An 18,379-nucleotide genomic window follows, 5' to 3' on the forward strand; every position below is an offset into this window, starting at 1 on the left:
GGCGGGGACGGTCACGCCCGCAACGCCTCCTCGAGCTTCCGCGCCACGGACGCCGCCTCCTCACTCGGCATCGGGCCGCCCCCGCCGGTTGTGACGTAGAAGGCATCGACAGCGTTGGACCCCAACGTCGACGCATGCGCGCTGCGCACCCTCACGTGCGCGTCCTCCAGGGCCCGGCCGATCCGGAACAGCAGTCCCGGCGCGTCCTGGGCGCGCACCTCGATCACCGTGGCCAGCCGGGACGCCGCCGGGTGGACGGACACCCTCGGCGGCGGCGCCACCAGGCCCCGGCGGCGCGGGTAGGCGGCGTCGCGCTCGGCGAGGCGCCCCGCGATGTCCAGGGAGCCGTCGAGGGCCCGGATCAGGTCGGCGCGCAGGCGGGCGGCCTGCGGCAGGGAGCCGTACTCGGCGGCGACCCGCCAGTTCAGCAGCAGGACGGAGCCGTCGACGCCGGCCGGCAGGTCCAGCGCGCGCAGCTCGGCGGTCCGGACGGTCAGGCGGTGCATCGCGAGGACGCCGGCCACGGCGGGCAGCACGCCGGGCTGGTCCGGTACGGCGATGAGGAGTTCCACGCCGAGCGGCTCCGGGTCACCGGACGGTTCCGCCTCGGCGGCGTCCGCGGCGGGCCGGGTCTGGGCGCGCAGCGTGAGGACAGGGCTGCCGGTGGCGGCCGCCTCGAGGGCGAGGCGTTCCTGCTCGGCGGTGGGCGCGGCGGCCTCGGGCTCGTCCGGCTGGTCCCCGGCGAGCACGGCCGTGACCCGTTTCACCAGGTCGGCGACCAGGGAGGCGCGCCAGGAGGACCAAGCCGCCGGGCCGGTGGCGAGGGCGTCCGCCTCGGTCAGGGCGTGCAGCAGTTCCAGCGTGCCCGGTGAGCCGACCGCCTCGGCGACGGCCCGGACGGTGGCGGGGTCGTCGAGGTCGCGCCGGGTGGCGGTCTCCACGAGGAGCAGATGGTGGCGTACGAGGGTGCCGAGCACGGCGACGTCCTCGCGGTCGAAGCCGATCCGGGAGGCCACGTCCCTGGCGATGATCTCGCCGGCCACCGAGTGGTCGCCGGGCCAGCCCTTCCCGATGTCGTGCAGGAGGGCGGCGACGAGGAGGAGGTCGGGGCGGCTGACGCGGCGGGTGAAGGCGGAGGCGCGGACGGCGGTCTCGATGAGGTGGCGGTCGACGGTCCACAGGTGCACGGCGTTGCGCTGCGGGCGGCAGCGGACCCGTTCCCAGTCGGGCAGCAGCCGGGTGATCAGGCCTTCCGCCTCCAGGGCCTCCCAGACCTCGACCGTGGGCCGGCCGGATCCCAGCAGGGTCACCAGCTGTTCGCGGGCCTCGGCGGGCCAGGGCGTGGGCAGGGGGCGCACGGTGGCGGCCAGGCGCCGTACGGCGTGCAGGGAGAGCGGGAGGCCGGCCTGCGCGGCGGCGGCCGCGGCGCGCAAGGGGAGCACGGGGTCGCGTTCGGGGCGCGCGGTACGGGCGAGCACCACCTCGCCCTCCTGCTCGACCACTCCTTCGGCCAGCGGGGAGCGTTCGGCGGACGGTTTCCCGCCGCCCAGCATGGCGCGCAGCCGGGGCCGCACGGCGCGCGACCGCAGCACGCGCCCCACTTCGCGCCAGGTGACATCGCTGGCGTACGAGATGACGCGCGCCGCCTCGTAGACCTGGCGCAGGAGGGTGTCGGCGTCGAGCAGGCCCAGTTCGGCGGCGACCTGGTCCTGTTCCTGGAGGGAGAGGCGGTCGGTGGCGCGGCCGGTGGTCAGGTGGAGGGCGTCGCGGACGTCGAGGAGGCGGCGGCGGGCGTCGTCGAGGCCTTCGCGGGGGGCGTCGGCCAGCCAGGAGGCGGCGACGGCGCGCAGCGCGGTGGCGTCCCGCAGGCCGCCGCGGGCCTCCTTGAGGTCGGGTTCCAGCAGGTACTGGAGTTCGCCCTGGCGTGCGGCGCGGCCGGCGCACAGCTCCTGGAGTTCGGGGAGGCGTCTGGGCGCCTGGTTGCGCCAGTCGGCGAGGACGGCGGTGCGCAGTGCGGCGGTCAGGCCGAGGTCGCCGGCGAGGTGCCGGGCGTCGAGCAGGCCGAGCTGGACCTTGAGGTCCTCGCCGGCGGTCTTGCGGGCCTCGGCTGGGGTGCGCACGGAGTGGTCGAGGGCGAGGCCGAGGTCCCACACGGGGTACCAGAGGCGGTCGGCCAGGGCGGCGATGGCGTCGGGGGCGGAGCCGTCGTGCAGCAGGAGCAGGTCGAGGTCGCTGCGCGGGGACAGCTCTCCGCGGCCGTAGCCGCCGACGGCGACCAGGGAGACCCCTTTCAGCCCTGCGGCTCCGGCCTCGAACAGGCCGGCCAGCCAGTCGTCGGTCAGCCGCGAGAGGGCGGTACGGCGCGGCGGCCCGGACCGCGCCCCCTCCGTCAGGAGGCGCAGCCGGGCCGCCGCGTAGCCGCTGGGTCCCGAGTCCTCTGCTTTCGCCGTTGCGTCCGTGCTCGTCACCCAGTGGCTCCTGTTCTCTTCCGGTTCAGGGCGTCAGAGCGCGTCCGGTCCGCGCTCTCCGGTGCGGACCCGGACGGCCGTCTCGACCGGGACGGACCAGACCTTTCCGTCACCGATCTTGCCGGTGCGGGCGGCCTTGACGACGACGTCGATCAGCTGCTCGGCGTCGTCGTCCTCGACCAGCACCTCGATGCGGATCTTGGGGACCAGGTCGACGGTGTACTCGGCGCCGCGGTACACCTCGGTGTGGCCGCGCTGGCGGCCGTAGCCGCTGGCCTCGGTGACCGTCAGGCCATGCACTCCGAAGGCCTGGAGGGCTTCCTTGATCTCGTCGAGCCGGTGCGGCTTGACGACGGCGGTGATGAGCTTCATGCGTCCACCTTCCTGGACTCGGCGTGGGCGGCGACCGGGGTGGCGGGCACGGAGGCGGAGCGGGAGGTGCCGCCGCCGGCGCCGCTGAAGTCGTATGCGGTCTCGGCGTGCTCGGCCTGGTCGATGCCGGTCACCTCGTCGTCCTCGGGGACCCGCATCCCGATGGTCTTGTCGAGGATGAGGGCGAGGACCGCGGAGACCACCAGGGAGTAGGCGAGGACCGCGAAGACACCGGCGGCCTGCTTGCCGAGCTGGGTGGCGTCGCCGCCGTAGAAGAGGCCCTTGACGTCGGACTGGCCCTCGCCGGAGGCGAAGAAGCCGACGAGGAGGGAGCCGGCGATGCCGCCGACGAGGTGGACGCCGACGACGTCGAGGGAGTCGTCGTAGCCGAGCTTGTACTTCAGGCCGACGGCCATGGCGCACAGCAGGCCGGCGATGGCGCCGACGGCGATCGCGCCGAGCGGGTCGACCGCGCCGCCGGCCGGGGTGATGGCGACGAGGCCCGCGACGGCACCGGAGGCGGCGCCCAGCGTGGTGAAGGCGCCGTGGCGCAGCTTCTCGTAGATCAGCCAGGCGAGCATGGCGGCGGCGGTGGCGACCTGGGTGTTGACGAACATCAGGGAGCCGACGCCGTCGTCGTTGCCGAGCCAGGAGCCCGCGTTGAAGCCGAACCAGCCGAACCACAGCAGGCCGGCGCCGAGCATGACCAGCGGCAGGCTGTGCGGGCGCATCGGGTCCTTCTTGAAGCCGATCCGCTTGCCGATGACGAGGATGACGCCGAGGGCGGCGGCACCGGCGTTGATGTGGACGGCCGTGCCGCCGGCGAAGTCGATCACACCGAGTTCGAAGGCCCAGCCGCCGGTGCCCCAGACCCAGTGGGCGACGGGGAAGTAGACGATGGTGGCCCACAGGGCGATGAACAGCGCCCAGGCGGTGAACTTCACCCGGTCGGCGAGGGCGCCGCTGATCAGGGCCGGGGTGATGATCGCGAACATCAGCTGGAAGACGGCGAAGACGAGGACCGGGATGGTGTAGCCGTCCCAGATCGCGTCCTTGTCGATGCCGGTGAATCCGACGTAGTCGGAGTTCCAGGCGAAGATGCCGCCGGAGTCGTTGCCGAAGGCCATGGAGAAGCCGTACAGCACCCACAGGACGGTGACGATCCCCAGGCTGATGAAGCTCATCATCAGCATGTTCAGGGTGCTCTTGACGCGGACCATGCCTCCGTAGAAGAAGGCCAGGGCCGGCGTCATCAGCATCACCAGGGCGGAACAGATGAGCATGAAGCCTGTGTTGGCGGCAGAGATCTGCGTCTCTGCGGCAAGCGTGATGGCTGGTGCCATCGGCGTCTCCTCGTCGTTGGATACGGCCCCGTGCGGGCGAAGCCTGGAGCGGAGTGAGGGGTGGGCCGGTTATGCGCCACGAGATTGGCGCAGCGCGGTTTCGGTGGAAGCCCCTCGTTGTTTCGCGGCCGTGACGAAGGCGCCGGGCGTGTTACGCGTCGATGAATTGCCGGATCCGGGCGCGCGCGATCGTTATCGTGGCGCAACCTTCGGTGAGAGGTGTCGGGGGAGCCGAAGGATCTTCCGGGGATGCCGTAGGGATCCGCGGGGGTTTCCCGCAGGAATCCCCGGGAGAAAAGGGAACCGGCCGCGGGCGGTCCTCCGATGACCTGGCGCGGGGGGAGCCGAGTCGGGCGGTTCGGGAGGGCCGGCCGCGGCCGGGGCTGAGGGGCGGGGCCAGGGGTGGGGCCGGGGGTGAGCTAGACGGCCTCGGCGGTCTCGGGGAGTTCCGCCGCGAGTTTGTCGGTGAGGTCGACGACCTCGGCGAGGTCGCCGAAGTCGCGGGCGGCGGTGTCGACGGTCTTGCGGATACGGGTGTTGACCCGCTCGGAGCGGATCTTCTTGGCGACCTGCATGGCCCGCTCGGCGAAGACGGCGCTCTGCTCGGGCTCCCGCTGGAGCAGGTGCACCGAGGCCATGCCGATCAGGTTGAGTGCGTACGACCGCTGGTGCTCGCCGTCCTCGGCGAACAGCTCGACGGCGCGCCGCATCATCGGCTCGGCGAGGGAGGCGTAGGTGGGGCTGCGGCCGGCGACATAGGCGAGATCGCGGAAGGAGTGGCTGTTCTCGGCGTACAGCTCCGCCTCGGAGAAGAAGCGGATCCAGTCGGGGTCCGGCTCGTCCCAGTCGTCGGCCTCCGCGAAGACGTCCTCGGCCATGCGCACGGCCCGCTTGGTCTTGCCGGGCTGGCCCATGTTGGCGTAGGCGCGGGCCTCCATCGCATACAGCATGGACTGGGTGCGCGGACTCGCGCAGTCGCGGCTGCCGTACTGGGCGAGGTGGATGAGTTCCAGCGCGTCGTCGGGCCGGCCGACGTGGATCATCTGGCGGCTCATGCTGGAGAGGATGTACGAGCCGAGGGGGCGGTCGCCGGCCTCCTTGGCGGCGTGCAGCGCGAGGACGAAGTACTTCTGCGCGGTGGGCTGGAGACCCACGTCGTAGCTCATCCAGCCCGCCAGTTCGGCGAGTTCGGCGGCGACCTTGAAGAGTTTGCGGGTGGTGGTCTCCGGCTGGGGTTCCTGGAGCAGGTCGGTGACCTCGTGCAGCTGGCCGACGACGGCCTTGCGGCGCAGTCCGCCGCCGCACTGGGCGTCCCACTGGCGGAACATCACCGTGGTGGACTCCAGCAGGTCCAGCTCCGGCTTGGACAGCCGTCCGCGCGCGCGGCTGGTCGGCACGGCCTCGCGCGGGGCGGTTCCGGCCTGGTCGAGCCGGGGGGAGGACGGGGCCGGCACGAGCCAGCGCTGCATGGGCTCGATGAGGGCCGGGCCCGCGGACAGGGCCAGCGAGGTTCCGAGGAAGCCGCGCCGCGCCAGCATCAGGTCGCTGCGCGAGAACTCGCTGAGCAGTGCCACCGCCTGCGGGCCCGTCCAGGGCATGTCGACTCCGGACGCGGACGGGGACTGGCGGGCGGCGCGCAGCCCCAAATCTTCCACGGAGACGACACAGCCGAACCGCTCGGAGAACAGCTCCGAGAGAATCCTGGGGATCGGTTCGCGCGGGTTCTCGCCGTCGAGCCAGCGCCGGACCCGCGAGGTGTCCGTCGAGATGTGGTTGGCGCCCAACTGGCGTGCCCGGCGGTTGACCTGGCGGGCCAGCTCACCCTTGGACCAGCCGCTGCGCACGAACCACGAGCCCAACAGCTCATTCGGGCGCTTCTCAGCGTTCGTCCCGCTTCCGCCGCTGCCGCCCACTGGAACGCCCCCATCCCTACAGACCGCTTGCCGTCGAATGCGCCAAGCCCTATCAGAATGCCGGTCGAGCGGGCAGCCCGTCCCGGGCTTGTCACCCTTCGAACAGGAAACCGACTTGCCTCCGGCATACTCGCCGGTGCATGTGCCCCACCTGCCGTGCACACACGGTAATCCTACGATCACCGGTCCGGCCATGGCGTTCCGGGAATCGCCACCATTCGCCACCCCTTCGAATGAACTCACGGCTGCCTCTTCACGATTCACTTGACACATGACAGCCGGGAACGGGCGGACGGACGCACTGGAGGGCGCACACGACAGGGCGCACCACCCGATGCGCTTCCGAGCGCGGAGTGCACCGCGGGCCGACGGGGCAGCCGGGTAGGCGAGGTCACGTTCCGCATCCGTCTCGATCCGTCACGTAACCACCGATGCGCCGGACCCGTTGGAGGGGGCATGGGCTTCACGATCGGCAGCAGTCGGGGCATTCGCGACACCCGGTCCGGCTCGCGCCGCCGCGGCCGCTCGTCGGAGTGCACCGTCGTGGCCGAGTACACCGGGCTGTGGGGGTGGGCCGTCGTCCCGGGCGCGCGTGCCGCCGCCGGTCTGTGCTCCTGCGGCCGTGCGACGTGCCCGGCGCCGGGCGCGCATCCGCTGGACTTCGCCCCCGAGGTGCCGGCCGGGGCCACGCTGGACGAGGTGACCGACGCCTGGGCGGAGTTCCCGGGCGCGGCGGTGATGCTGCCGGTCGGGCGGGCGTTCGACGTGATCGAGGTGGCCGAGCCCGCCGGGCGGCACGCCCTGGTCCGGCTGGAGCGGATGGGCGTCCCGCTCGGCCCGGTGACCGCCACTCCGGACGGCCGCGCCCAGTTCTTCGTCGCCCCCGGCGCCGCCGCCGAGCTGCCCGCGCTGCTGTACCGCATGGGCTGGGACGACCCGTCGCTCGACCTGCGGGGCCTCGGCCGGGGCGCGTATCTGACGGCGCCGCCGTCCGACCGGGGCGGTCTGGGTCCGGTGCGCTGGCTGCGCTCCCCCGCCCTGGACTCCGCGAGCCACCCGCCGGAGGCCCGCCTGCTGCTGGGCACGCTGGCGTACGTGGCGCACCGGGCACGGGCGTAGCGCGCGGGATCCGCCGGTCACGGGCACAGCGCGCAGGACCTGCCGCTCGCGGGCATCGCGCAGGACACACCAGTCACGGGCATATCGCGCACCGTACGACGAAGCGCCCGTCCCCCTTCTCGATCGGGGGCGGGCGCTTCGCCTGCGGATGTTCGGAGGTGACCGGTCACTCCCCGATGAGCGCGTCGACGAAGGCCTCCGGCTCGAACGGGGCGAGGTCGTCCGCGCCCTCGCCGAGCCCGACCAGCTTGACCGGGACGCCCAGCTCGCGCTGGACGGCGATGACGATGCCGCCCTTGGCGGTGCCGTCGAGCTTGGTGAGCACGATGCCGGTGATGTCGACGACCTCGGCGAACACCCGGGCCTGGACCAGGCCGTTCTGACCGGTGGTGGCGTCGAGGACGAGCAGCACCTCGTCCAGCGGGGCGTGCTTCTCGACGACCCGCTTGACCTTGCCCAGCTCGTCCATGAGGCCGGTCTTGGTGTGGAGGCGGCCGGCGGTGTCGATCAGGACGACGTCCGCGCCGATCTCCTTGCCCTCCTTGACCGCGTCGAACGCGACGGAGGCCGGGTCGCCGCCCTCGGGGCCGCGCACGGTGTGGGCGCCGACGCGCTCGCCCCAGGTCTGGAGCTGGTCGGCGGCGGCGGCGCGGAAGGTGTCGGCGGCGCCGAGGACGACGCTGTTGCCGTCGGCGACCAGGACGCGGGCGAGCTTGCCGGTGGTGGTGGTCTTGCCGGTGCCGTTGACGCCGACGACCATCACGATGCCGGGCTTGCGGCCCTCGGGCTCGGTCTTCACGGTGCGGTCGAAGTCGGTGCCGAGGAGCGTCAGCAGCTCCTCGCGGAGCAGTCCGCGCAGCTCCTCGGGGGTGCGGGTGCCGAGGACCTTCACGCGCTCACGGAGCCGTTCGACCAGCTCCTGGGTGGGCTGGACGCCGACGTCGGCGGTGAGCAGGGTGTCCTCGATCTCCTCCCAGGTGTCCTCGTCCAGGTGCTCGCGCGAGAGCAGCGAGAGCAGGCCCTTGCCGAGGGCGTTCTGGGAGCGGGAGAGCCGGGCGCGCAGACGCACCAGGCGTCCGGCGGTGGGCTCCGGGATCTCGATCGGGGGAGCCTCGGTGACGGGCTCCTCGACGACGGGAGGCTCCTCGACGGCGGTCGGGGCCGAGCCGCCGGGGAGGTCCACCTCCTCGATCGTGCGGCGCGGTTCCTCCTTCGGCGTCTCGGCCTCGTCGCCGACGTGCGGCTCGGCCGGAGGGGCGGTGAGGTCGGGCGTCGTGGGGGGCGGCGGGGGCAGCTGCTTCTTGCGGCGGCTGCCGACCACGAGCCCGCCGAGCGCGCCGAGCACGACCACGGCGATGACTACAGCAAGGATGAGGATGTCCATAACGCGTCCAGTATCAGCCATGGGGGTCCGCCGGACCCTTCTTGTGGCTTCCTCCGAGAGACAAAGGCCACCGGTGGGTGCGAGCAGGGCCGAAGTACGGTGGCACCGCCTCCGTCAACGCGCGTAGAGTCCCGGTGTCCCCCGTCCCCCACCTTGAGGCACGTTCGTCATGAGCAAGACCGCCGAGACCGAAGGCGCTCTCGAAACCCGCGGCATCGAGCAGGTACCGGACCACGAGCGCACGGCGAGAACCCGTGAGCTGTTCCCCACCTGGGTCGGCGCCAACATCAGTGTGCTGCTGCTGACCATGGGCGCGAGCCTGGTGGTGGCGTACCGCCTGAACATTTGGCAGGCGCTGGTCGTCGCCGTCGTCGCGCCCGTCGTGTCGTACGGCCTGGTGGGGCTGATCGGCATCGCGGGCAAGCGGGGCGGGGCGCCGGGCATGGCGCTCTCCCGCGCGGTCTTCGGCCAGCGCGGCAATCTGCTGCCCGGCTCGCTGATCTGGGTGGCCCGCTGGGGCTGGGAGACGATCAACGCGGTGACCGGCGCGTACGCCATGCTCACCGTCCTGGACATCGTCTTCGGCATCGGCGCGAACGGCGTGCTGGACATGGTGACGCTGCTGGCGTTCGTGGTGGCGACGTTCGCGATCTCCGGGCTGGGCATCGGCGCCGTGCAGAAGTGCAACACGTACGCGACCTATCTCTTCGGCGCGTTCTCGGTGCTGGTCCTGGCCTATCTGGCGGTGCACACCGACTGGTCGCGGGTGCTCGGCCACTCCGCCGGTTCCACGGCCGCGGTGATCACCGGGATCGGCATGATCGCGGCGGGTGGCGTCAGCTGGATCCCGTCCGCGCCGGACTTCACCCGCTATCTGCCGCGCACGGCGTCCTCGAAGGCGATCGTGGGCACGGCGGTGGGCGGCGCCGGGGTCGTGGTGCTGCCGATGGTGCTGATGGGCGCGGTGATGGCGGTGTCCACGCCGGACCTGGCCTCGGCCTCCGACCCGGTCTCCTTCCTCGGCGAGATCCTGCCGACGTGGATCGCGGTGCCGTATCTGCTGATCGCGCTGATCGGCATGCTGCTGATCAACGCGATGTCGATGTACTCGGCGGGCTTCACCGCGCAGACCCTCGGCATCACGGTGCCCCGGCACTGGGCGGTGTCCGTCAACGCGCTGATCTCGCTGGTGTTCGGCGGCGTGCTGATGCTGGTGGCGACGAGCTTCATGGGCTCCTTCATCGCCTTCCTGTCCCTGCTGGCGGTGGCGTTCTCCGCGTGGGTCGGCGTGTTCGGCGCGGACATGCTGCGGCGCACGTCGTACGACGGCGAGGCCATGGCGGACACGACCCGCACCAGCGCCTACTGGTACCGGGGCGGTTTCTCCCCCGCCGCCGTCACCGCGTGGGCGGCCGGTCTGGTCGCGGGCCTGCTGTTCACCACGTCGGACTGGTTCACCGGCCCGCTCGCCGCGAACAACGTCATCGGCGAGTACGGCCTCGGCTGGGTCGCCACGATCGTGATCTCGGGCCTGCTCTACCTGGCCCTCCCGAAGCCGGCGGTGCCCGCACCGGCGCCCGCTCCCGCCGGGGAGCCCGAGCCGGCGGCCGTCTGAGCCCGCACGGTCACGGGACCCGGCCCCTGAGGAAGGACGGGAGAAGACGGAAAAGCGTACTGCCCCGGCTCGGTGACCGAGCCGGGGCAGTACGTCTTACGGGTGTCGAGGAGCGGGCAGCGGGGACTTGGCCCGGCTCCTCGAGTCGAGGGGCCTCAACCGGAGGCTCAGCCCATCTCCTCCAGGCTCTTGCCCTTGGTCTCGGGCACGAACTTGAGGATGAAGGGGATGGAGAGGAAGGCGAACACCGCGTACATGACGTAGGTGAGCGACAGGTTCCACTCCGACAGGTCCGGGAAGGTGATGGTGATCACCCAGTTGGCGATCCACTGGGCCGAGGCGGCCACACCGAGCGCGGCGGCGCGGATCTTGTTCGGGAAGACCTCACCGAGCATGACCCAGACGACCACACCCCAGGACATCGCGAAGAAGAGCACGAACGCGTTGGCCGCGATCAGCGCGACGTAGCCCTGCGTGGTGGGCAGCGGGTCGTTGCCGTTCTGGAAGGAGAAGGCCCAGGCGGCGGCGGCCAGGGAGATGCCCATGCCGACGGAGCCGATGAGCGCGAGCGGCTTGCGGCCGATCCGGTCGACGAAGATCATCGCGATCACGGTACCGACGATGTTGATGATCGAGGTCTCGAACGAGTAGAAGAACGAGCTCGACGGGTCGACGCCGACGGACTGCCACAGCAGGTTCGAGTAGTAGAAGATGACGTTGATGCCGACCAGCTGCTGGAAGACGGACAGGCCGATGCCGATCCAGACGATCGGCAGCAGGCCGAAGCGGCCGCCGAGCAGGTCCCGGAACGTCGACTTGTGGTCGCTGCGCATCGCCTGGTCGATCTCGGCGACGCGGGCGTCGAGGTCGATGTCGCCCTCCACGTCGGCGAGCACCTTCTTGGCGTCGTCGGTGCGGCCCACGCTGATCAGGTAGCGCGGCGACTCGGGGATGGCGAAGGAGAGCAGGCCGTAGATCACGGCCGGCACCAGCATCACGCCGAGCATCCACTGCCAGGCCTCGAGGCCGGCTATCTTCCCGCGCTCCTCGCCGTCGGCCAGGTTGAGGATGGCCCAGTTGACGAGCTGGGAGACGGCGATGCCGATGACGATGGCGGCCTGCTGGAACGAGGCGAGCCTGCCCCGGTAGGCGGGCGGGGCGACCTCGGCGATGTAGGCCGGGCCGATCACGGAGGCCATGCCGATGGCGATACCGCCGAGGACACGCCAGGCGGCGAGGTCCCAGGCGGCGAACGGCAGGCCGGAGCCCACCGCGCTCACGGCGAACAGCACCGCCGCGATCTGCATGACGCGGATACGGCCGATGCGGTCGGCGATCCGGCCGGCGACGGCCGCGCCCACGGCGCTGCCCAGCAGGGCGCAGGCGGCGACGGTTCCGGTGGCACCGGAGCTGAGGTCGAACCGAGCCTGGATGCCGCCGTTCGCACCGTTGATGACAGAGCTGTCGTAGCCGAACAGGAAACCGCCCAGGGCGGCGGCGGCAGTGATGAAGACGACGTGCCCGAGATGTTCGGGGTGCGCCGTCCTGGCACCGGACTGCGGTGCCTGCGCTGTGCTGGTCACGTTGGGTAACTCCTCGGGCCGCCGGCAACGCTGCCGGCTGGGGGCGAGCCCTTCCAGGGACGGCGGCCTATCAAGCCGCTCATACCTGAAGGTAAAAGCAACGTTGCAGAGACTATGCCTTCAGGTTTCGAAGTCAATAGGCCAAGACCTGTGAATTTTCAGCCATGACTCTCAGCGTTGCCTTCACTTCTTGAAGCGATCTTGAAGTGATCTAGAGGATGACCTGGTCATTACTGGTGTAGACCGGTGCCCCGTCGCGGGCGATCAACGCAGCCGCTGGCTGATGACCTTCGACACACCGTCGCCCTGCATGGAGACGCCGTACAGCGCGTCGGCGACCTCCATGGTCCGCTTCTGGTGCGTGATCACGATGAGCTGCGAGGTCTCCTGGAGCTCCTGCATGATCCGGATGAGCCGCTGCAGGTTGGTGTCGTCGAGCGCGGCCTCGACCTCATCCATGACGTAGAACGGGCTGGGCCGGGCCTTGAAGATCGACACCAGCAGGGCGACGGCCGTCAGCGACCGCTCGCCCCCGGACAGCAGCGACAGCCGCTTGACCTTCTTGCCCGGCGGCCGGGCCTCGACGTCCACACCCGTGGTGAGCATGTTGCCGGGATCGGTCAGCACGAGCCGGCCCTCGCCGCCGGGGAAGAGCCGGCCGAAGACGCCCTCGAACTCGCGCGCGGTGTCCCGGAACGCCTCCGTGAACACCTGCTCGACCCGCTCGTCGACCTCCTTCACGACCTGAAGCAGGTCCGCGCGGGTCTTCTTCAGGTCCTCCAGCTGCTCGCTGAGGAACTGGTGGCGTTCCTCCAGCGCGGCGAACTCCTCCAGCGCGAGCGGATTCACCTTCCCGAGCTGCTGGTACGCCCGCTCGGCCGCCTTCAGCCGCTTCTCCTGCTCCGCGCGGACGAACGGCTGCGGCTGGTTGCGCGGATGCTCCGGGTCCTCCGGCAGCTCCTCGCCCTCCGCGGGCGGCGACGGCGGTACGGGCTGATGAGGGCCGTACTCGTCGACGAGTACGGCCGGCTCCACGCCCAGCTCCTCCAGCGCCCTCGTCTCCAGCTGCTCGATGCGCAGCCGCTTCTCGGCGCCCAGCACCTCGCCTCGGTGCACCGAGTCGGTGAGCTTGTCCAGCTCCGCCTTGAGGTCACGGCCCCGGGTGCGGGCGGCGGCCAGCTCCTGCTCGCGGCGGGCCTTCACCGCCTCCGCGGCGGAACGTTCCCGCTCCGCGCGGGCCAGGGATACCTCGATGTGCGCCAGGAGCTGCCGGGCGCCCGAGGCGACGGCCTCGGCGACGGCCGCCTCGTGGCGCAGCCGGGCGCGGCGCTGCTCGGCCCGCGCGCGGGCCTCGCGCTCGGTGCGGGCCGCCCGGTCCAGCGCGTCGGCCCGGCCGGCCAGGCCCTTCACCCGCTCCTCGTGCGTACGGACCTGGAGGCGGGCCTCCATCTCGGTCTGGCGCGCGTTGGCGCCGTCGGCGGCGAGGCGGTCGCGGACCGAGGTGTCCGGCTCCTCCTCGATCGGCATCTCCTCGGCCACGGCGAGACGTTCGGCCAGCTCCTCGACTTCCTGGAGCGCCTTGTCCAGGGCTTCCTGCGCCCGCGCGGCGGCGGCCGCGCTGCGCTCCGCCTCGCCCGCGGCTCCCCTGGCCTGGCCGGCGAGCCGGCCCAGCTGCTGCGCCACCGCCGACTTCTCCCGGTCGGCGGCGCGGCGGCGCTCCCCGAGTTCCTCCACGAGGGCGGCGGCGTCGGCGCGGTGCCGGGCTGCTTCTCGCTGTGCGTGCGTCAGCTGCTCGCAGCGGGTCTCCAGCTCCTTCAGCTCGGTCGCTGCCTCGTCCACGGAGGCCTGTACCTCCAGCAGGCTGGGTGCGGCCGCGGAGCCGCCGTGTGCGAAGTGGGAGCCCAGCAGGTCGCCGTCGGTGGTGACGGCGGTCAGGTGGGGGTGGGCGTAGACGAGTTCCTCGGCTTCCTCCAGTGTCCCGACGACGACGATGTCCCGCAGGAGGCGGCGGACGGCGGGCATCAGGTCGGCGGGGCCGCGGACGTAGTGCTCCGCGGGGAGGGGGGTGCGCGGTGGGGTGTGGGGGGTGGTGGGTTGTCGGGCGGGTGCGGGTGGGGTGTGGCTGGTCGCGCAGTTCCCCGCGCCCCTGGCCGGGGCTGCCGGGCCGCCGTGGGCCGGTGCGGGTTCGGCGTGGCTGGTCGCGCAGTTCCCCGCGCCCCTGGCCGGGGCTGCCGGGCCGCCGTGGGCCGGTGCGGGTTCGATGTGGCTGGTCGCGCAGTTCCCCGCGCCCCTGGTCGCGGCTTGGGCGCCGTGGTTCCGTGCGGGATCGTTGTCGTTGCTCGGGCGGTTCCCCGTGGCCCCTGGCGGGGCGTCCTCCGGGGCTTCGGTGAGGAGGAGGGTGGCTCGGCCCGCGTCCTGTTTGTGGAGGAGGCGGAGGGCTTCGGCGGCCGCGGACGGGGTGGTGACGGCGATCGCGTCGGCTGCCGTGCCGAAGGCCGCGGCGAGGGCGGCCTCGTAGCCGGGCGTCACCGTCAGCAGCTCCGCCGCCGGGCCGAGGACTCCGGTGAGCCTGTCCCGGGCGGCCAGCAGTGCTCCGGTGCCGTCCTTGCGCCGCAGGCCCAGGGCCAGGGCGTCGTGGCGGGCCCGGGTGGCGGCGCGTTCGCGTTCCGCGGCGGTGACCGCCTCGCGGGCGGCGGTGAGGGCCGCCTCCGCCTCGGCCAGCGCGCGCTTGGCCGCCTCGTGCCGGTCCGCCAGCTCGGCGTCGCCCGCGTCGAGGCCGTCGACCTCGGCCTTCAGCGCCTCGTACTCCTCCTGCGCGGCGACGGCCCGCTCCTGGGCCTCGTCGCGGGCGGCGGCCAGCCGGTCGATCTCGGCCTGGGCGGCGGCCGCGCGCGAGCGGGCCGCGCCGACCTGGCCGCTCAGGCGGGCCAGCCCTTCGCGGCGGTCGGCGATGGCGCGGGCGGCGTCCTTCAGGCGGCGTTCCTCGGCCGCCAGCTCGCGCTCCAGTTCGGCGCGGTGCGCGACGGTGTCCTCCAGTGCCCGCCGGGCCGCTTCCAGGGCGGCCTCCAGCTCGGCCTCCTGCTCGCGGACGCGGGCGGCCTCGCGCTCCAGGTCCTCGGGGTCGCGGCCGCGCCGCTCGTCGACCGGCGCGGAGGTGGCGCTCTTGACCCGCGCCTCGGCCAGCGAGAGTGTGCCGCGCACCCGCTCGGCGAGCTGGGACAGCTCGTACCAGGTCTGCTGGGCGCGCTGGAGGCGCGGGGTGAGCCGGCGGACCTCGTCCTCCAGCAGCGCCTCCTGCCGCAGGGCCTTGCGCAGCTCCTCCTCGGCGGCCTCCTTGCGCTCCTTCAGCGCGGCCTCGTCGGCGATCTCGGCCTGGAGGGCTTCGCGGAGCCGTACGAGGTCGTCGGCGAGCAGACGCAGGCGGGCGTCGCGCAGATCGGCCTGGATGACGGCGGCCCTGCGCGCCACCGCGGCCTGGCGGCCGAGGGGCTTGAGCTGGCGGCGCAGCTCGTCGGTGAGGTCCTGCACGCGCGCGAGGTTGGCCTGCATCGCGTCCAGCTTGCGCAGCGCCTTCTCCTTGCGCTTGCGGTGCTTGAGGACGCCGGCCGCCTCCTCGATGAAGGCGCGGCGGCCCATCGGGTCGGCGTGCAGGACGGAATCGAGCTGGCCCTGGCCGACGATCACGTGCATCTCGCGGCCGATGCCGGAGTCGGAGAGGAGTTCCTGGATGTCGAGGAGACGGCAGGTGTCGCCGTTGATCTGGTACTCGCTGCCGCCGTTGCGGAACATGATCCGCGTGATGGTGACCTCGGCGTACTCGATGGGCAGGGCCCCGTCGGAGTTGTCGATGGTCAGGGACACCTCGGCGCGGCCCAGCGGCGGGCGGCCGGTGGTGCCGGCGAAGATGACGTCCTCCATCTTGCCGCCGCGCAGCGACTTGGCGCCCTGCTCGCCCATGACCCAGCTGAGCGCGTCCACGACGTTGGACTTGCCCGAGCCGTTCGGGCCGACCACGCAGGTGATGCCCGGCTCGAACCGGAGCGTGGTGGCCGAGGCGAACGACTTGAAGCCGCGGAGGGTCAGGGCCTTGAGGTGCACGCCGCTGGACTTTACCGGGCGCCGTTTGTCTCACTGCATGAACGCGCGGTTTCGCCCGTGAACGCGCAGGGCAGACCAAACGTTAAAGACACTGAAAGGGTGTACGGGGGCAAGAAAGAAGGGACGCCGAAGCGTCCCTTGCAACTTCTGACACTGTGCGGTTGATACGGGCAGCCCAACCACTGCGTGTCGTTGTGCGATGCAGTGATCAGGTGAGCGCAGGCTCCGCCTGGTGTGCGTCGACGCGCTCCATGATCCTGTCGTCGTGAGAAGCGGCAGCCGTCAGCGCCTCGTTCTCCGCCTGGATCCGCACAAGCTCCGATTCCAGGTCCTGGACGCGCTGCTGGAGCCGTCGCATCTCGGCGAGGAGTCGAGGGTCGGAGCCACCGACGTAACCGAGAAGCGCCTTTGCCATGATGGATGGTCCTCCACAATGAGTGACCGACCGATGCGGTGTGGGTCGTGAGGGATTCGCACCCGCGGTGTTTGGCACTGTGGAGTTCTTGCTGCCGTTCATCCATGCCAAACAGCTAGGTGCGCGGGGTGCTTTCAGCGTCTCACCAAAAAGTTTGACGGTCAACACGATCACGCCCCGTATTGACGTGCTACCCGGGTGCGCGCGGCCGTGAAACGGCGGCGCCGCGATTCCAGCGGGGCTCAGGGCGTGGCGATCATCCTTGCGTGCGGAGCGTGCCATCGCAAGCCCCTCTCCGCAATCACCAGCACCTTTTCCTCTCGGGCAGCTGCCGGCGGCACATACCGCCGCGCGGCGCGGGCCGCCGGAGCGTGCGGGGTCAGCGGATCGCGAAGCCGTCGTAGCCGCCGCGAGGTGTGTCCCAGATCTCGGTGACGCCGTCCACGCGCCCGGGAGTGTCGTCACCCTGGAGCCAGTCGAGGAGGCCCTCGCAGCCCTCGCGCGGCCCTTCCGCGACCACCTGGACACGGCCGTCGGCCAAATTGAGAGCAAAACCACTCAGGCCGCCGATCTCCAGCGCCTTGGCCCGCGTGAACCAGCGGAAACCCACTCCCTGCACATGTCCCCGGACCCAGGCGACCAGTCGTACATCCTCGCTCATGAGTGCAACCTAGCCGGGCAATGTCACTCGGGACACTTCTCCCCCTGGCGCCATGCGGTACCGTCCAGCCCCAAACACATCTCATATGAAAGTCACCTGATCGGGTGACATTTGGTTGACCGCCGGGACGAGTCGACCACCAGGACGAGCACCAGGGACGAGGAAGGCCAGGACATGGGACGCCACCGACGCTCCGACGCCGGCCGCGCCGCCACGGGCCGCGCCACGGGGGTCACGCCGGCACAGAGCACGCCGGCACGGGGCTCCGACGCGGCGGGCCGGGACCCGCGGCACACGCAGCCGGAGCGGCCGCCGGAGCCGGGCATCGCGCCCTACCTGAACCCCGAGGCCTACGCCCATGTGCAGGCCCGCAGCGACGCGTACCTCTTCGGCACGGAGGAGGAGCGGGACGCCGCGGCCGGCACCGCGGTCCTCCCCACGGTCGAGACCCCCGCCGAAGCGGGGACGGTCGCCGGAACCGGGGCGTCCGCCTCGGGTGACGGCACCGGGCGCGGGCGCTCGCACCGCCGCCGCAAGAAGGCCGCCACCCCGGTCCGCACCGGTCTGCTCGGCGTCTCCGCCGCGGTGGCCCTCGGCGCGGTCGCGGTCGCGACCGGCGTGCTGCCCGGCACGGACACCTACCGGCTCGGCGGCGACAGCGGCGGCGACCGGGTGCAGGCCTCCGACGGCGGCGCCGCGAACACCGAGGGCCCGCTGGGCGGCACCTCCGGCAGGGCCGAGAGCCCCACCGGCGACGGCACCGCGACGAGCCCCGGCACCGGGCGCTCCGCCTCCCCCTCGGCGTCCTCCCCCCGCCCGTCGGCGTCACCGACCACCGGGAAGCCGTCCGAGAAGGCCTCCGAGAAGCCCTCGGCCACGCCCTCGCAGAAGCCGAAGCCCACCCCGACGCCGTCGCGTACGCCGACCAGGACCCCGCCGAAGACGACGGCCCCGGTCACGGTCTCCGCGGAGGCCGCCGCCGAGGCGCAGGTGCTGAAGCTGGTCAACGACGAGCGGGCGAAGGCGGGGTGCAGTCCGGTCGCCGCGAACAGCGCGCTGGCGAAGCTCGCCCGGGACTTCAGCGCGGACATGGCCGCGCGGGACTTCTTCGACCACACCGACCCCAGCGGGGCGACCCCCTGGGACCGGGCGGAGAAGGCCGGCATAACCGACCTGGGCGGCGAGAACATCGCGCGCGGCCAGGCCGACGCCGCCGCCGTCATGGAGGCCTGGATGAACAGCCCCGGCCACCGCGCCAACATACTGAACTGCGAGTTCACGACCCTGGGCGTCGGCGTCCACTTCGGCCCGGGCGGGCCGTGGTGGACCCAGGACTTCGGCTACTGACACCCTCTTCGGCTCCGTGGCTCCACGACTCCGGCACTAACTTCTCCACAGCGCCACCTCT

Annotated in this window: 12 protein-coding genes; 3 read left to right on the plus strand and 9 right to left on the minus strand. The window is 72.1% G+C overall.

Annotated elements, in window-relative coordinates; all coding sequences use genetic code 11:
• Positions 1–11 precede the first annotated feature (11 nt).
• The 4 genes from AB0K92_RS09380 to AB0K92_RS09395 form a co-directional block, all read right to left on the minus strand.
• Positions 12–2,468: a [protein-PII] uridylyltransferase gene (locus AB0K92_RS09380; protein ID WP_365920965.1), complete on the minus strand. Its 2,457-nt coding sequence runs from the start codon at positions 2,466–2,468 to the stop codon at positions 12–14.
• 33 nt (positions 2,469–2,501) lie between these two features.
• Positions 2,502–2,840 carry a P-II family nitrogen regulator gene (locus AB0K92_RS09385; RefSeq protein WP_004924863.1) on the minus strand — a complete coding sequence of 113 codons (339 nt, stop codon included), beginning with the start codon at positions 2,838–2,840 and terminating at the stop codon, positions 2,502–2,504.
• A complete protein-coding gene (locus AB0K92_RS09390; RefSeq protein WP_365920968.1) occupies positions 2,837–4,183 on the minus strand; it encodes an ammonium transporter in 1,347 nt (448 codons plus the stop codon). The genes AB0K92_RS09385 and AB0K92_RS09390 overlap by 4 nt, the downstream gene beginning before the upstream one ends.
• A 419-nt stretch (positions 4,184–4,602) precedes the next feature.
• Entirely contained in the window at positions 4,603–6,096 is a 1,494-nt protein-coding gene (locus AB0K92_RS09395) for a hypothetical protein (protein ID WP_365920971.1), read from the minus strand.
• Between the two features lie 456 nt (positions 6,097–6,552).
• Between AB0K92_RS09395 and AB0K92_RS09400 the strand changes: the two genes are divergently transcribed.
• Positions 6,553–7,215, plus strand: a complete 663-nt coding sequence (locus AB0K92_RS09400; RefSeq protein WP_365920974.1) for a bifunctional DNA primase/polymerase — start codon at positions 6,553–6,555, stop codon at positions 7,213–7,215.
• A gap of 166 nt (positions 7,216–7,381) precedes the next feature.
• Here the strand turns inward: AB0K92_RS09400 and ftsY are convergent, their stop codons facing one another.
• Positions 7,382–8,599: a signal recognition particle-docking protein FtsY gene (ftsY, locus tag AB0K92_RS09405; RefSeq protein ID WP_166002501.1), complete on the minus strand. Its 1,218-nt coding sequence runs from the start codon at positions 8,597–8,599 to the stop codon at positions 7,382–7,384.
• A 169-nt stretch (positions 8,600–8,768) separates the two neighbouring features.
• Here ftsY and AB0K92_RS09410 point away from each other — a divergent pair, with 169 nt between their 5' ends.
• Positions 8,769–10,214, plus strand: a complete 1,446-nt coding sequence (locus AB0K92_RS09410; protein ID WP_365920978.1) for a cytosine permease — start codon at positions 8,769–8,771, stop codon at positions 10,212–10,214.
• A 167-nt stretch (positions 10,215–10,381) separates the two neighbouring features.
• On the opposite strand, the gene AB0K92_RS09415 is transcribed toward AB0K92_RS09410, so the two are convergent.
• From AB0K92_RS09415 to AB0K92_RS09430, 4 genes are all read right to left on the minus strand, one after another.
• Complete coding sequence (locus AB0K92_RS09415) at positions 10,382–11,797, minus strand: sugar porter family MFS transporter (RefSeq protein ID WP_365920980.1); 1,416 nt, start codon at positions 11,795–11,797, stop codon at positions 10,382–10,384.
• 264 nt (positions 11,798–12,061) lie between these two features.
• Entirely contained in the window at positions 12,062–15,895 is a 3,834-nt protein-coding gene (locus AB0K92_RS09420; protein ID WP_365920982.1) for an AAA family ATPase, read from the minus strand.
• Between the two features lie 208 nt (positions 15,896–16,103).
• Positions 16,104–16,310, minus strand: a complete 207-nt coding sequence (locus AB0K92_RS09425) for a hypothetical protein (protein WP_086739939.1) — start codon at positions 16,308–16,310, stop codon at positions 16,104–16,106.
• Positions 16,311–16,689: 379 nt separating this feature from the next.
• Positions 16,690–16,971, minus strand: coding sequence for an acylphosphatase (locus AB0K92_RS09430; protein WP_166002497.1), 282 nt, complete (start codon positions 16,969–16,971; stop codon positions 16,690–16,692).
• Between the two features lie 174 nt (positions 16,972–17,145).
• Here AB0K92_RS09430 and AB0K92_RS09435 point away from each other — a divergent pair, with 174 nt between their 5' ends.
• A complete protein-coding gene (locus AB0K92_RS09435) occupies positions 17,146–18,318 on the plus strand; it encodes a CAP domain-containing protein (protein WP_365920984.1) in 1,173 nt (390 codons plus the stop codon).
• Positions 18,319–18,379 lie beyond the last annotated feature (61 nt).

Origin of the sequence: Streptomyces sp. NPDC052687 (assembly GCF_040678395.1) — a bacterium.
Taxonomy (GTDB): Bacteria; Actinomycetota; Actinomycetes; order Streptomycetales; family Streptomycetaceae; genus Streptomyces.